17 protein-coding genes and 1 riboswitch are annotated in these 14,343 nt (G+C 35.5%); of the genes, 7 read left to right on the forward strand and 10 right to left on the reverse strand.

Annotation, left to right across the window (positions count from 1 at the left end):
• Window positions 1-3 precede the first annotated feature (3 nt).
• The 7 genes from arsB to H560_RS23640 all read left to right on the forward strand — a co-directional run bounded on the left by arsB (window position 4) and on the right by H560_RS23640 (window position 6,336).
• Window positions 4-1,035: an ACR3 family arsenite efflux transporter gene (gene arsB, locus H560_RS0116950; RefSeq protein ID WP_027381132.1), complete on the forward strand. Its 1,032-nt coding sequence runs from the start codon at window positions 4-6 to the stop codon at window positions 1,033-1,035.
• A 54-nt stretch (window positions 1,036-1,089) separates the two neighbouring features.
• Window positions 1,090-1,157, forward strand: a riboswitch (Fluoride riboswitch).
• Between the two features lie 28 nt (window positions 1,158-1,185).
• The gene (locus H560_RS0116955; protein WP_027381133.1) at window positions 1,186-2,499 is read left to right on the forward strand and encodes a voltage-gated chloride channel family protein; all 1,314 of its coding nucleotides are present in this window, start codon (window positions 1,186-1,188) and stop codon (window positions 2,497-2,499) included.
• 9 nt (window positions 2,500-2,508) lie between these two features.
• Window positions 2,509-2,862, forward strand: coding sequence for a DUF190 domain-containing protein (locus H560_RS0116960; RefSeq protein WP_123983439.1), 354 nt, complete (start codon window positions 2,509-2,511; stop codon window positions 2,860-2,862).
• Window positions 2,863-2,876: 14 nt separating this feature from the next.
• A complete protein-coding gene (eno, locus tag H560_RS0116965; RefSeq protein WP_228372497.1) occupies window positions 2,877-4,154 on the forward strand; it encodes a phosphopyruvate hydratase in 1,278 nt (425 codons plus the stop codon).
• 85 nt (window positions 4,155-4,239) lie between these two features.
• A complete protein-coding gene (locus H560_RS0116970) occupies window positions 4,240-4,662 on the forward strand; it encodes an EamA family transporter (protein ID WP_027381136.1) in 423 nt (140 codons plus the stop codon).
• Window positions 4,663-4,703: 41 nt separating this feature from the next.
• Window positions 4,704-5,261, forward strand: coding sequence for a phosphatase PAP2 family protein (locus H560_RS0116975; RefSeq protein WP_027381137.1), 558 nt, complete (start codon window positions 4,704-4,706; stop codon window positions 5,259-5,261).
• Between the two features lie 943 nt (window positions 5,262-6,204).
• Window positions 6,205-6,336: a hypothetical protein gene (locus H560_RS23640; protein ID WP_262486294.1), complete on the forward strand. Its 132-nt coding sequence runs from the start codon at window positions 6,205-6,207 to the stop codon at window positions 6,334-6,336.
• Between the two features lie 495 nt (window positions 6,337-6,831).
• On the opposite strand, the gene H560_RS23435 is transcribed toward H560_RS23640, so the two are convergent.
• From H560_RS23435 to H560_RS0117025, 10 genes are all read right to left on the reverse strand, one after another.
• Window positions 6,832-7,041 carry a GDCCVxC domain-containing (seleno)protein gene (locus tag H560_RS23435; protein ID WP_081413999.1) on the reverse strand — a complete coding sequence of 70 codons (210 nt, stop codon included), beginning with the start codon at window positions 7,039-7,041 and terminating at the stop codon, window positions 6,832-6,834.
• The gene (merTP, locus tag H560_RS0116985; RefSeq protein WP_027381138.1) at window positions 7,041-7,643 is read right to left on the reverse strand and encodes a mercuric transport protein MerTP; all 603 of its coding nucleotides are present in this window, start codon (window positions 7,641-7,643) and stop codon (window positions 7,041-7,043) included. The genes H560_RS23435 and merTP overlap by 1 nt, the downstream gene beginning before the upstream one ends.
• Window positions 7,640-8,014: an ArsR/SmtB family transcription factor gene (locus H560_RS0116990; RefSeq protein WP_027381139.1), complete on the reverse strand. Its 375-nt coding sequence runs from the start codon at window positions 8,012-8,014 to the stop codon at window positions 7,640-7,642. The genes merTP and H560_RS0116990 overlap by 4 nt, the downstream gene beginning before the upstream one ends.
• A gap of 59 nt (window positions 8,015-8,073) precedes the next feature.
• Window positions 8,074-8,487 (reverse strand): bleomycin resistance protein, encoded by a 414-nt coding sequence (locus H560_RS0116995; protein ID WP_034753120.1) that lies wholly within the window; start codon window positions 8,485-8,487, stop codon window positions 8,074-8,076.
• A 106-nt stretch (window positions 8,488-8,593) separates the two neighbouring features.
• Complete coding sequence (locus H560_RS0117000) at window positions 8,594-11,131, reverse strand: multicopper oxidase domain-containing protein (RefSeq protein ID WP_027381141.1); 2,538 nt, start codon at window positions 11,129-11,131, stop codon at window positions 8,594-8,596.
• 81 nt (window positions 11,132-11,212) lie between these two features.
• On the reverse strand, window positions 11,213-11,683 hold the full coding sequence (locus H560_RS0117005) for a heme-binding domain-containing protein (RefSeq protein WP_027381142.1): 471 nt from the start codon (window positions 11,681-11,683) through the stop codon (window positions 11,213-11,215).
• Window positions 11,684-12,343: a DUF3347 domain-containing protein gene (locus H560_RS0117010; protein ID WP_027381143.1), complete on the reverse strand. Its 660-nt coding sequence runs from the start codon at window positions 12,341-12,343 to the stop codon at window positions 11,684-11,686.
• A 36-nt stretch (window positions 12,344-12,379) separates the two neighbouring features.
• A complete protein-coding gene (locus H560_RS0117015) occupies window positions 12,380-12,901 on the reverse strand; it encodes a DUF305 domain-containing protein (protein WP_027381144.1) in 522 nt (173 codons plus the stop codon).
• 12 nt (window positions 12,902-12,913) lie between these two features.
• Window positions 12,914-13,798, reverse strand: coding sequence for a DUF3347 domain-containing protein (locus H560_RS0117020; RefSeq protein ID WP_027381102.1), 885 nt, complete (start codon window positions 13,796-13,798; stop codon window positions 12,914-12,916).
• Window positions 13,799-14,022: 224 nt separating this feature from the next.
• Entirely contained in the window at window positions 14,023-14,205 is a 183-nt protein-coding gene (locus H560_RS0117025) for a hypothetical protein (protein WP_027381103.1), read from the reverse strand.
• Between the last annotated feature and the right edge of the window lie 138 nt (window positions 14,206-14,343).

A 14,343-nucleotide genomic window follows, 5' to 3' on the forward strand; every position in this document is an offset into this window, starting at 1 on the left:
AAGATGCAACCAAAATTAAAATTCCTCGACCGCTTTCTTACCCTATGGATTTTTTTAGCAATGCTTTTGGGCGTTGGGTTAGGATATTTCTTTCCTGATATTTCTACTGTCACAAATTCTTTGTCTGTCGGAACAACTAATATTCCCTTAGCAATAGGCTTGATTTTGATGATGTATCCACCTTTGGCAAAAGTGGATTATACTCTATTACCAATGGCTTTTAAAGACAAAAAAGTAATGTCGGTATCATTGCTACTCAATTGGATTATCAGTCCTATTTTAATGTTTGTATTAGCTATCATTTTTCTACGAGATGAGCCAGACTATATGATTGGTCTAATTTTGATCGGTTTAGCAAGATGTATTGCAATGGTAATTGTATGGAATGATCTGGCAAAAGGCAATCGGGAGTACGCAGCTCTGCTAATCGCATTAAACAGTATTTTCCAATTGGTTTTTTATAGTTTTTATGTTTGGCTTTTCATTAATGTATTACCACAAAAACTAGGCTTAGGAAATTTTAACATTGCGGTACCAATGAAAGATGTTGCCGAGAGTGTATTCATTTATTTAGGAATTCCATTTATTGCAGGATTTTTGAGCCGCTATTTCTTGATTAAATTAAAAGGAAAAGATTGGTTCAATAGAAAATTCATTCCGGCTATTTCACCTGTTACTTTGTATGCTTTGCTGTTTACTATAGTATTGATGTTCAGTTTAAAGGGAGACAAAATTTTAGAGCTACCAATGGACGTTGTTAAAGTTGCCATCCCATTAGTAATTTACTTTGTTCTTACATTCTTCATCAGTTTTTTCATTAGTAAAGCATTGAAAGTGCCTTATGACAAAAATGCATCGATTGCATTTACTGCAACAGGAAACAATTTTGAATTAGCCATTGCTGTTGCTATAGCGGTTTTCGGAATCCATTCCTCACAAGCATTTGTTGGGGTCATCGGTCCTCTTGTGGAAGTACCTGTTTTAATTTTATTGGTAAGGGTTAGTTTGTGGCTGAAGAAAAAGTATTATCCCTGAAAAACATTATTATAATGTCTGTCAATAGTATTTTCTAAAAACTATTTTGTACATTTGTTGAAAGGAAATGGTGCTCTTCCTTACCCAACCGCCCTAAAAAAGCTGATGACGCCTGATTAGACAATGTTAACACATTTAATCAGGTAAATTATGTCCAAAAATCAGCATTTTAGATCCAACAGCAAAGCAGCTCAGCTTCACACAAAGATCTTTTTCCGTAAATACCCTACTCTCCCATACATCGTTAAATGGTTTTTAATCAGTTCCATCATTGGGATCTGTGTAGGGTCTGCCTCGGCAGGTTTTCTGGTATCACTGGACTGGGCTACGAATTTCAGGGAGAATCATCTGTGGCTCATTGCTTTTCTGCCAATTGCAGGTCTGTTAATCGGCTTGCTTTACAATTATCTGGGGAAGGATATTGAGGCTGGAAATAATTTATTGATTGACAGCATCCACAATCCAAAGGAAATTATTCCTTTCAGGATGGCACCCTTTGTTTATTTAGGAACGATTGCAACCCACTTTTTTGGAGGTTCCGCAGGTAGAGAGGGAACGGCATTGCAGATGGCGGGAGCAATCGCTGATCAATTCACAAAACCTTTCAGACTAACTGAACCTGAGCGCAAAATACTACTGATCTCGGCTATTGCTGCTGGTTTCGGTTCTATATTCGGAACACCTTTGGCGGGTGCCTTGTTCGGTCTCGAAGTATTTCTGATAGGAAGAATAAAATATGATGCGATATTTCCTGCGTTTGCTTCAGCAATACTGGCAGACCTGGTCACTAACCTCTGGCAGGTTAAACACACCCATTATCATATCGACCTTGTTCCCCAATTGGAAGCTTTGCCAATCATCTATAGTATACTGGCAGGGATCTTATTCGGCCTTTGTGCAGCGACCTTTAGCAAGGTCATCCATTATGTTACTTCTATTTTCAAATCCAGAATATCTTTTCCGCCGCTCCGCCCTTTTGTGGGAGGGATCATAGTTGCCGTCGCTGTGTTTGCAATGGGAACCACGAAATATATCGGATTGGGTATTCCGACCATTGTTCAATCTTTTGAGCAGCAATTACCGCCTTTCGATTTTGCATTGAAGATGGCCTTTACCATTATCACCCTCGCAGCAGGATTCAAAGGTGGCGAAGTAACGCCTTTATTCTTTATCGGAGCTACTTTGGGAAGTGCCTTGTCATTATTCATCCCTCTTCCGACAGGTCTTTTGGCAGGGATGGGATTTGTGGCGGTATTTGCAGGGGCAACCAATACCCCTTTAGCCTGTATGCTGATGGGAATAGAACTCTTCGGGGCTGAAAGCGGAATCTATATGGCCATTGCCTGCGTGGTATCATATCTTCTTTCCGGTCATAACAGCATTTACGGCAAACAGGTCATCGGGGAAGCAAAACATTCCAGATTTCAAAATCAGTCCGGAAAAAATATAAACGAAACCAAATAAATGAACACAATGGAAAATAAACCAACAGTGATCGCAAGGATTTATTTCGAATACGGAGCATCTGTAAAAGATCAATCGTTTTGGAAAAGATTATGGAACAATTCCCTTGGTGAATTGTTGTTAAAGAAGGCAAAAGAGAGCAAAATAGAGCAAGCCAACATCTTTATCGCAAAATCAGGTTACCTGAATTATAAGACTATTACGTACAATATTTCGGAAATTCCTGCTTTGGAGAATCCTGCCTGTCTTGAACTTATTGATAATAAAAGTAAGATCGACCAATTTTTAAAATTGAATAAAGACCATTTAAAACAAACTAAAATATTACTTATTCAACCTAGTTCTGAAATATTATTCACCTAAATACATCAAAAAATATTATGAAAATTACAAAAGTACACGCAAGAGAAGTACTCGATTCCAGAGGAAACCCGACAGTTGAAGCAGAGATCACCATCAATGGTGAGTTTAAAGGGAGAGCAATCTCTCCTTCAGGAGCCAGCACAGGAGAAAAGGAAGCTGTGGAGTTAAGAGATAACGATAAAACACGCTATCAGGGCAAAGGCGTTTCAAAAGCAGTCAGTAATGTCAATACTATTATTGCTAATGCACTGGTCGGTAAAGAAATGCTTCTTCAAAACGATGTAGATGCCTTGATGATCTCGTTGGATGGGACGCCCAACAAATCTAATCTCGGTGCCAATGGCATTTTAGCCGTTTCCATTGCTTATGCCAAAGCATCAGCTGCCTTTAACAAGATCCCACTGTACCGACAATTCAGGGATGAATCAACATATACCATGCCTGTACCTTGTATGAATGTGATCAATGGCGGAAGACACGCTGACAATAATATCGATTTTCAGGAATTTATGATTGCACCACACAATGCCCCAAACTTTAAGGAGAGTATTCGAATGGGTGAAGAGGTCTTCCACACCTTAAAAGAAATTTTAAAGGGAAAAGGATATTACACAGGAGTTGGCGATGAAGGAGGATTTGCACCAAATCTAAAATCCAATGAAGAAGCCGTTGATGTCATTTTAGAAGCGATTACCAAAGCCGGTTTTACGCCTGGAAAAGATGTGTCGTTATGCTTAGATCCTGCAACAAGTGAGATGTGGAACAATGACAAATATGAATTTTTCAAAAGCACCAAAGAACAAAAAACAAGTGAACAGATGATTGAACTTTGGGAAAGCTGGACATCACAATATCCGATTGTTTTGTTGGAAGACGGTCTTGGAGAAAATGACTGGAAAGGCTGGCAGCAATTGACGGAGAGATTAGGAAACAAAGTAGAACTGGTGGGAGATGATATTTTCTGTACGAATCCAAAGATTCTACAGGAAGGCATTGACCAAAAAATTGGAAACTCTGTTTTGATAAAATTAAATCAAATTGGAACCGTTACAGAAACTCTGGAAACGATTGACCTGGCCTATAAAAACAATTACAACTGCTTTATCTCGCACCGAAGCGGAGAAACAGAAGATACAACAATCGCCGACTTGACAGTGGCAGTTGGTGCAGGGCATTTGAAAACAGGAAGTGGCTGCCGAAGTGAGCGGGTTTCAAAATTCAATCAACTATTGAGAATTGAGGAGGAGCTTGGAAGTGCAGCAAAGTTTGCGGGAATCAAAGCGTTTAAATAATACACAAAATATCAAATTTATTGAAGGCTAATTTCAATACTAAAAAGTTAGCCTTTTAATATCACATATTCTCACACAACACTTTATGAAACAATATCAAATTTTCGCCATCATTTCGATGATATTTGCAGGTTTAACCTCAGTCATAGCAAAAGCAGGACTGAAAAATGTTGCATCAGATACAGGTTTGGCTGTCCGGACTTCATTTGTGTTTTTTCTAATTTGGCTCAATATATTCGCATTTAATAACGCCAAAGATTTTTCAAATCTTACCAAAAAAGATATTTTATTGCTGGGATTTTCGGGAATTACGACCACAATTTCGTGGATATTCTATTACAGGGCAATGAAGGTGGGTAATGTTTCAGAAATAGCATTAATAGACAAGGGAAGTATAATTATTACGCTGGCTCTTTCCTTTTTCTTCCTAAACGAGCAATTTACCTGGAAAATTGCTGTGGGCGGTTTTATGATCATCGGGGGAATATTAATATTGACTCTCAAATAAAAATAACAACAACTTAAAATATTCATTATTAAGACATTACTATGCTCGAAAATATAAACCAACTCGACACTCAGCTTTTTCTTTTTATAAACCGAAAGCACAATTCATTTTTTGATCCGATCATGTATTGGGCAAGTGATAAACTGTTTTGGATACCATTTTATACTTTTCTTTTGTATATCATTATGAGAGAATTTAAAAAGAAAAGTGCTTACGTACTTTTGGCAATTGCTTTTCTGATCACGATCTGTGACCAGACCGCATCTCATCTTATAAAAAATGCGTTCAAAAGACTAAGACCATCACATGAACCATCTCTCGAAAATTTGATACATTTAAGCAAAGCAGGACCAGGTGGTCAGTATGGTTTTATATCGTCTCACTCTGCGAACGCATTTGGCTTAGCAACATTCCTAATCTTTTTGCTACCAAGAAAATATAATTGGCTAAAATATGTTTTAGTCTGCTGGGCTGTTTTGGTTGCATACAGCCGTATTTACAACGGTGTTCATTATCCTACGGATGTTATTGTGGCAGCATTCTTGGGAATTTTTTATGGAATTATCGTTGCTCTCTTTTTACAAAAAAAAACATCTTAGATAACTTTCTCATGGAATTCTTGAGATGAACCTTTCGGTAAGATTAATAAATTTAATTATTTAAACTAAAAAAAACAAGTTCCGCAGTTTTTTCCCCTTTTTGCAAAAAAGGCAAGATCGTCTTTGGATATCAAACTTGAAAAGTTTGTATATACAAAGACACATCTTGCCAAAAAGGCCGCTTATTTTTCGGAGTTCTGAAAATCGATTTATATTATTGATAATCAGTAAGTTTTAATCTTCTTTTGTTTTTATTGGGAAATTACAGAAGTGAATTCTTTGAGTATGAAAGAAAAATAATAATTGCTTGTAAAGTGAAAATTTACCTACCGTATTGTAAATCAAATTGTAATGATTTTGACCTGTACTTATTTTACGCAGGTGACCTGTATCTAATTTACGCAGGTATGAGATTGCACCTGTATTCGTATTACGCAGGTTCGATGAGTAATATTGTCCTATTTTTTGCAGATGACCTGTATCTGATTTACCCAGGTATGAATTCCAACTGTATTTATTTTACGCAGGTTTGATGATTGGCATAATCCTTTTTATACAGGTGAGCTGTATCTGATTTATGCAGGTGTGAATTCCAGCTGTATGTATTTTACGCAGGTTTGATGATTGGCATAATCCTTTTTACTCATGTAACTTGTATCTGATTTATACAGGTATGGGGTTCAACCTGTATTCGTATTACGCAGGTTAGATGATGTATTGAACTTGCTTTAATTAATGAATTTTCAATGATGTATTTTAACAGTTACGGGAATCCTTTTATTTACTATCCGAAAAAATTCTGTTTGGCAGAAAATGAAAAAATGATGAGTATAGAACTATTTTGGATAAATATCAAAAAAGAGCACAAGATTCATTATCATTTTTTTTGGTATATTTGAAACTCTTATCAAAATACTAAACAAAAAAATTTTAATAAAAAAAGATGAGAAGAATATTATTTTTATCTTCAATATCACTGGCTTCATTGGCGTACAGCCAGACCAACTGTGAATCTCTCAAAAAGGAAAACGAAGCTTTACAATCGACGGTTAAAACTTTGTCTTTAGAAAATTAATCTATAAAAAAAGTACTTGATATTAATAATCCAATTCTCGATTCGGAAAAAGACAATTCTTCATTCAAAATAACAAAAGTCGTTGGAAATAAAGCCACGAAAAATATTGCTGTAAGTTTTCTTGTCTAAACAAAAGATGAGAACAAAAAAATGACGATTACCGATATTTCTATTGTAGATATTGAAGGAAATGAATATAAGATAGATTTATAAATCCAGCAAACCATATCCGGAACTCTCACTGAACACTCCTGTCAAAATAAATTTCTCATTTAAAGATATTAAAAAAGAACTAATTTCTTCAGCAGTTGAAATGAAAAGCTATCAATACATCCTCTCTAAGTTGCATTATAACAATGTATTTAATGATGCTTTTTTAAGATCGCTATATATAGCAAGGTTAGGAATTTTACTTATAGATGAGTTGATACCCAAACTTGTAAATGACAAAATCATAGTTATAAAAAGTGAGGCTAAATTTAACCTCACTTCCATTTATTTACAACAAGCATTTCCCTCTTGAATAGGTGGGCACTTCACTGTGCCGTAACTACAAAACACGCAACAATCCCCCTTTTTTGGTTTTAGGATTGTTTTGCAATTCTCACACTGATAGAAAAATTGACAAGCATCAGTTGGCATTTCTTCGGATTTCTTATGTCCGCAGGTTGGACAAGTTATTTCGGATATTAAAATGATGTCCATTATGAAATAATTTTGCTTTTTAGTGATTTGTAACCAGTCGAGTTGATAGCTTTTTCGATTTGCTCGATGCTGGTTTGTTTGTTGTCAAACTTTACAATTGCGTTGCCTTTTTCGTAAGAAACAATAACTTCAACAATGCCTTTTAGTTTGCTAATTTCTGTCTTTACATGATGTTCACATCCTGAACAAGTCATTCCTTTAATAGTAAATTCAACTTTCTGAATTTTAGAAGTCGAGGTAACAATTGCCGTGATTTTTGTCTTTGGAACAAAGATGTGAGCATAACTCGGAAATGATAGAAGTAAAACTGATATTACGGTAATACTTCCTAAAAATGATTTCGTTTGCATAAAATTTTGTTTTTGATTTGTTTCACAATTACAGTCAATTTGTTTTTGAGGTTTCAGTTTTTGATACCAAGCAAAGCCAAGAACTAAAACAGTCATACCAATAAAATAAGGTCGAAAAGGTTCAAGCCACGAAAAGGTAGAAGCAATTCCGCTTGAACCCGCAACTATAGCCAAAATTGGCGTAATACAGCACAAGGACGAAGCAATTGCTGTCAAAAGTCCTGCACCGATTAATTTTTTTTCTGTTTTCATATTGCTTCCAAAATTTTGTTTTCGTTAAGGATTTTGAAAAAAGGTTTGAGCATTTTTTCATACTCTTTTGCCAACGAATAGAAAATAGTTTGCGCTTGTCTTTCCGTTTCAATGAGTTTTCTGTCTTTGAGTTTTCGCAAGTGCTGAGAAACTGCCGAAATGGTCATACTGAGAATATCGCTTAGGTCGCAAACACAAAGTTTCTTTTCTTCATAAAGAAGAAAAAGTATTTTCAGTCTTACATTGTTACCCGCTAACTCAAGTCCGCTGGATAAATAATCAACTGTCCCTTTGATTTCACTAATCCGGTCTTTGCAACGCATTATCTGCTTAACGTCCGCCTGCTGCCTTATACAAGAAAGATTATCCATAAGTACAAAGATATGCAAATTGTTTATTTAAGCAAATACTAAAATTTAAAAACATATTTTTATACATTTTCATAAAAGGATAAAAGATTTCCGTATAAGTCTAATACTGCAAATTCTCTTGTGCCATAATAGGTACTTTCTATCTCTGTTTTTTCATTGTGAAGCACCTCTTTTTCTTTTAGCTCCTTATACAGCTCTTCAACTCCTTTTACTTCAATTCTGCAACTGTGTGTTCCTGCTAAAAAGCTTTCTGCCCCACTACTAATAGGTTTTAGAAATAGAAAAATGCTTTTCCATTTCCAACTATAATTGCAGGAAGCCCACAAATGCAGTTCTATGTTGCCCCGAACCAAAATTGCAAAAGTGTCTTCCTTGTGCCGACAATCAAAACCAAATTTGTCTTTGTAAAATTGAACTGCTTTGTCAATTTCCCTGACAGGAAATGCGGGTGTTGTCTTTATAAGTTCTATCATTGTTTTGTGCAATTTTAAATTGTAATATTGTGCTAAATAGTCGAGACAGCACAAACGGGTTGAAAAAACGTTTTCGGTTTCCTGGCTTAGCTGTTTATCCTTTGTTTTAATAATTTAAAGATAATCCTATACCCCAGCCCATATCACTGTCATAATGTGTACGAATGCCCACATTTTTATTGATAATATATTTTAGCTCTGTCATATATTCCATATCGGTGTTGACCATAAAACCTGCCCTCAATCTTTTTGTAATGGGAATGTCTTCACGCATTAGAGAAAGGCGAACTATGCCATCATGATATACTTCTGCTTGCAAATTAACCAACATTGGTAAGGTGTACATAAAACCTAAACTAAATGCTCTACGTGTATCTTTTTCGTTTTTCTGTCCGAATAAATTGGTTTCGTGTTCATCCATACCCATTTTACGATACCTCCAATCAAAACCTATAAATGGCATAAACCATTGCATTTTTCCAATATACCTTCCTAAGTGAGTTTCTACCTCATAACCGTGCATATCATTATAACCTAATCGCCATTCTGTACCTAAACTCCATCTTGCGTTTTGAAGCATCGCATCACCATCATTTCCATTGGTAGCAAAATCATTCTGTACCATAAAGTGTGGCATATTGCTTTCTCTTTGCAACATATTATATGCTTGTTTTTTGTCAGGTAAATTCGGATTTTGATAATCGTCAACAGCAAATACCCTGTTCATTCCCGACATCATATGATATAGGATATGACAGTGGAAAAACCAATCTCCTTCTTCATTTGCTAAAAACTCTATGGTATCAGTTTCCATTGGCATTATGTCCAACACATTTTTTAGGGGAGATTTTTCACCTTTACCATTAATTACTCTAAAATCAAAACCGTGAAGGTGCATCGGGTGGCGCATCATTGAGTTATTATAAATGGTAATTCGTAGAATTTCTCCTTTTTTCACAGGTATTTTATCAACTTCTGAAAGTATTTTATTATCCATGCTCCACACATAACGGTTCATATTTCCGGTAAGGGTAAATTTCAATTCTTTTACTGGAGCATCTTTAGGAAGTTCCGTATTGGAAGGAGATTGTAGCATTGCATAATTCAGCGTTTTGATTTCTCCCAAAGCATTTGCATTATAACGATTAGGGTCGTTATCCATCCTCATATTGTGTTGGCTGTGGTCTTGCTTTTGCTTCGCATCTCCAGTAATTTCAGGATACATCACTACATTCATATCCATTTGGTTCAGGCTCATTTTCATTCCCATATCGTCCAAATCCCCATTCATTTTCATCATATCATTCATCATTTTCATCCCCTCAAAATATTTAAGGCGAGGAAGCGGAGAAATAAGCTGTTTGATGCCGTTGCCTACAAAATAGCTTGCAGATTGTGTTCGGTCTTCTGTAGTGGCTAGAAACTCATAGGCAACTCCATCGTTAGGAATTGTTACTACTATATCATAAGTTTCGGAAACTGCAATGATTAATCTATCTACCTCTACTGGCTCTACATCGTTACCATCATTGGCTACTACAGTAATTTTACCACCTGCATAACGCAACCAAAAGTAAGAGGATGCTCCACCATTTGATATTCGCAACCGTACTTTATCGCCTGCTTTTAGTGTTTTACCATCAACTTTTTTTAAATCTGTAGTATTATTTCCGTTGATTAAAATTTTGTCATAATAGACATCGCTAACGTCCATTGCTAAAATGCGTTTCCACTCGTTGGTCACTTTTGTTTTGAAATGACCTTCCTTAATGGCTTCAACGTAAGACTGGGTTGCATTTTTCTTGATAGCTGCCCAATCATTTGCATTATGTAACATACGATTAATATTATCAGGGTCTAAGTTTGTCCACTCACTTAAAATCATTGGTACGGTGGGCAAATCATCAATTCCTTCTCTAAAAGTTTTATCATCCTCACGCTTTTTCATTACAAAACTGCCATACATTCCAATCTGCTCCTGCAAACCCGAATGAGAGTGATACCAGTGTGTTCCGTGCTGGATAATTGGGAAACGATAGGTGTAAGTTGAACCTGCTGGAATGGGTTTTTGTGTAAGCCAAGGCACTCCATCTTCCTTATTGGGTAAAAAAACGCCATGCCAATGCAACGATGTACTTTCTTTTAATTGATTATGTACTACAATTTCGGCTGTATCTCCTTCAGTAAAAGTTAGGGTTGGCATCGGTATTTGCCCATTTACAGCAATGGCTCTTTTTTCTTTACCTGCATAGTTTACAAGCGTATCTTTTACATACAATTCGTATCGAACTGTTTTTGGGGGTTTTGTATTTACAATTCTTTTTACGGTTTGATGCTTTTCTTTTTGCATAGACATATTGTTCATTTTGTCTACCTTTTTTGGCTGCTCTTTTGGGGGCATCTGCATTTCATCGTTCTTTTCGTTCGATGATTGTTTTACTGTTTTAGTCTTTTCTTTTATCAATTTCATGCCACACCTTGGGCAGTTGCCTGGTTTTGTGGCGTGGATTTCGGGATGCATTGAGCAAGTATAAGTTGTGTGCTGAGCCTTTTCTTTTTTACTCATATCCATACCTTTCATATCCTGTGCTTGTACAAAGGAAAATGTAGAAAGGATGAATAGTATTAGTGTTATCTTTTTCATTTATTAATTTTATTAATTTAAAAAAAATTGCATTTATGGCAACCTTGCGTAGTTTTCTGCATTATATTTTACGCATTATTTTTAATTTACGGTCGAAAGGCTGTCGGCTGTTTTGTTAATCCAATCTATGATGATTTTTTTTCGCTCCTTTGAAAGCTTCGCATTGCTGTGCATTATTTTATAAGAAGCTAATGGCATTTCATCGTTTTTAATTTGGTTTGCTATTCCTTCCAATTTACTTATTTGCCTTCGCCTACCTAAATTGCCAAACCCATTAAAGTTTAATTTTTCTTTACCGTTATCAATATGTCTTTTCATCAGCAAAGCCATGGGTTGAATATTAGAATACCACGTATTTTTGGTATTGTTGCTGTGACAATCGTAGCAAGAGGTTTGAAATATCGCTTTAACTTCAACAGGCATTTTATAGACTTGGGTAAAATCGGTTGTATAAACCTGCCCCTTATTTATATTGAGAGCAGGCTGATAAAATTGAATAGCAATAAAAATAATCAGCATAGTTACCAGAATTATCTTTAAAACTTTTTTCATTTATAATTCCTTTTTCACTGAACCGCAGGTAAGCATTTGGCTACCATAGTAAGGATTTTTGATTGCCTTGGCTTCGCTAATCCAAATAGCACCTTTACCATCATTATACATTGGGCAATAGTCTTGATACAATTTCTGAGTAGAGCCAAACAATACGATAAGGTCTGAAACATCCTTACTCAACATTGCCAAATGCTCTCTTTGATGGTCTATCTTTCCGGCGTTGGCACCAATATGTTCTGCATGTTCTTTGGCATCGTCAGCAATGTCCATATATTTACTGTGCTTGTCGGCAGGAATGGATTTCATATCTACGTTTTTAAATGTCGTCAATAATTGCTTACCTGCATTGGCTGCTGCTCTGTCATTATCTGCTACAAGTGCATTTTTTAAAGCCAAATAATCTTTCACTATAGGTGCGATAGAGAAGTTTTGAACCTGGTCTTTTACCTCTTGATTTTCAATTTTTTTTACTGTGGTATCCATTGCAGATGCACTCATTGAATCATTGCGCATTGGGTTTTCTATGGATAGTTTTTCTGCTGTAGCGATAGTATCAATCGCTTTTGCTTCCGTGTTTTTATTTGATGATTGGTTGCAGGAAATTGTAGCACCTGCAATTGTTGTAATTGTTATGATGGATAAGATTATATTTTTCATTGTAATGATTTTAAATAATAATGAATATGTTTTTTTTTACTTATTTTCAAATTCTTTAAGCTTTCGCTTCATAAATTCTATTTCTTCTGCTTGGGTTTTGAGTATGTTTTTTTGCAACTGTATCAGTTCAGGGTCGGTAAGGTTTGCTTTTTCAGACATTAATACTGCCGCTGCGTGGTGTGGTATCATACCTTTTACAAATTCCTTATCACCAACAAATAACTGCTCCCGAATACCAAACCACGAAAAGATACCTATTGCAGCAGAAATTATTATAATGCCCCAATTGATTTTCTTATTTTCATACATACCCTTCATTATCCATAATTCTATTATCAACATTGCAGAAACCATCAGCAATGTCATATACAAATTATTTATGTTGGGGATAAGGTTCTGCAAACCGTCAATCATAGCATACATAATGAAATACATTGCTGCGAACATCACAACCGCCATAATCGCAAAGCGTTTGTACATTGCTAAAGAATGTTTACCGCTATGTTCTTCATTTTCGGGATTATGATGCATTTCGTGTTGGTTTTCCATATTGTCCATAATAAAGGGGGTTTATTTGTTATTAATAGTTTCCTGTACGCTTCCACAGGTAAGCATTTTAGAACCGTAGTACGGATTTTTAATTGCTTCTTCTTTGCTTAGCCAATTTGCTCCTTTACCATTATTATACATTGGGCAATGCTGATAATAAACAGGTGTTTCTTGTTTTGAAACTTTCGATAATTCGTACATATTATCAGCCAGTAAAGCGAAAATTTCTCTTTGTTTTGAAACGTCTTTAGCTGTAGCAATTTTCTCTGCATTTGCTGTTAAATCTTTCATTACTTTCATCCATACGGTATGTTCCTCGGTAGATAGTTTTGCCATTTCTACCGCTTTTATTGCCTTTACCAATTCAGCGGCATTTGCAGATGAATTACCTGCATCAGTTTTTACCAAAGCATCTTTCACTAAAAAATAATTATCAAAAACAGTTTTCAGTTGTAGTACATTTTGAGTAGTTGCCGTAGTTGTGGCAGCCATTTCTTTAGGGTTGTGGTTGGCATGTTCGGCTTTCATATTCATACCATCATCTTTGCCTTTTGCAACTGGTTTTAGTTCCCTGTTATATTGGCAACAGCCGGATAATTTTGCATATACATCATCTGGGGCTAAAAATTTCTCGCTGTCATAACCCGCTAAGGCAATACGTTTCATAATTTCGTCCTGATTTGTTTTTTTACTATCGTAGTTGAGTGTAGCCATCTTGGTATCTTTATTCCAATTTACCGTGGCTACGTCTTTTAAATTTCCCGCTTTTTCTATGGTTGTTTTACACATTTCACAATTGCCATATATTTTTACGGTTTCTGTTTTTGCATTTTTGATTTGGGCAAAACTATTTACGGCTGATAGTAATACGATGATTACCATCAATATTTTTGATATTGATTTCATTCTGAATTTTTTTAAATTATTAAGGAATAGAGAGTTTACGAAAACTAATATTAGCTTTCGACAAGACATAACTGTGGCTTACAAGCCATCGTTTTAACCTATTTTAGGCGGTTGCCAAAAGGAATGGTAACCCGAAGAATAATAGGCTTGTTTGAAACCGAATTTTTGCGTTTTAATTTCCGCAAAGTGGTTTTCTGTTTTTATATCTACCAGTATAGGTAAACTTAATGAAGATGAAGAAGTGCTACATTTGCAAGAGCCGTGTTTACACTTACCGTTGCAGTCGTGACCATCGTTGCACTTATTACAGGACTTATCCTTACAACTGCTTTTATGTTCTGCTTTTGAAGATTGATCTTTAGAGCAGCTTTTTTGTTCTGTATTAGCTGTTTTTTTTGCACAAGCATAGCCTATGGTTGGAATTAGAAAAAAGCCCAAACATAGTAAGATAATAAAGCTGATATGTTTACTAAAAGTTTTCAACACAACAAAATTATGAAATTATTTCTTTAATTGCTATAATATGTACTTTGAATCTTAAACAT

Origin of the sequence: Chryseobacterium daeguense DSM 19388 (genome assembly GCF_000430825.1) — a bacterium.
GTDB lineage: Bacteria > Bacteroidota > Bacteroidia > Flavobacteriales > Weeksellaceae > Chryseobacterium > Chryseobacterium daeguense.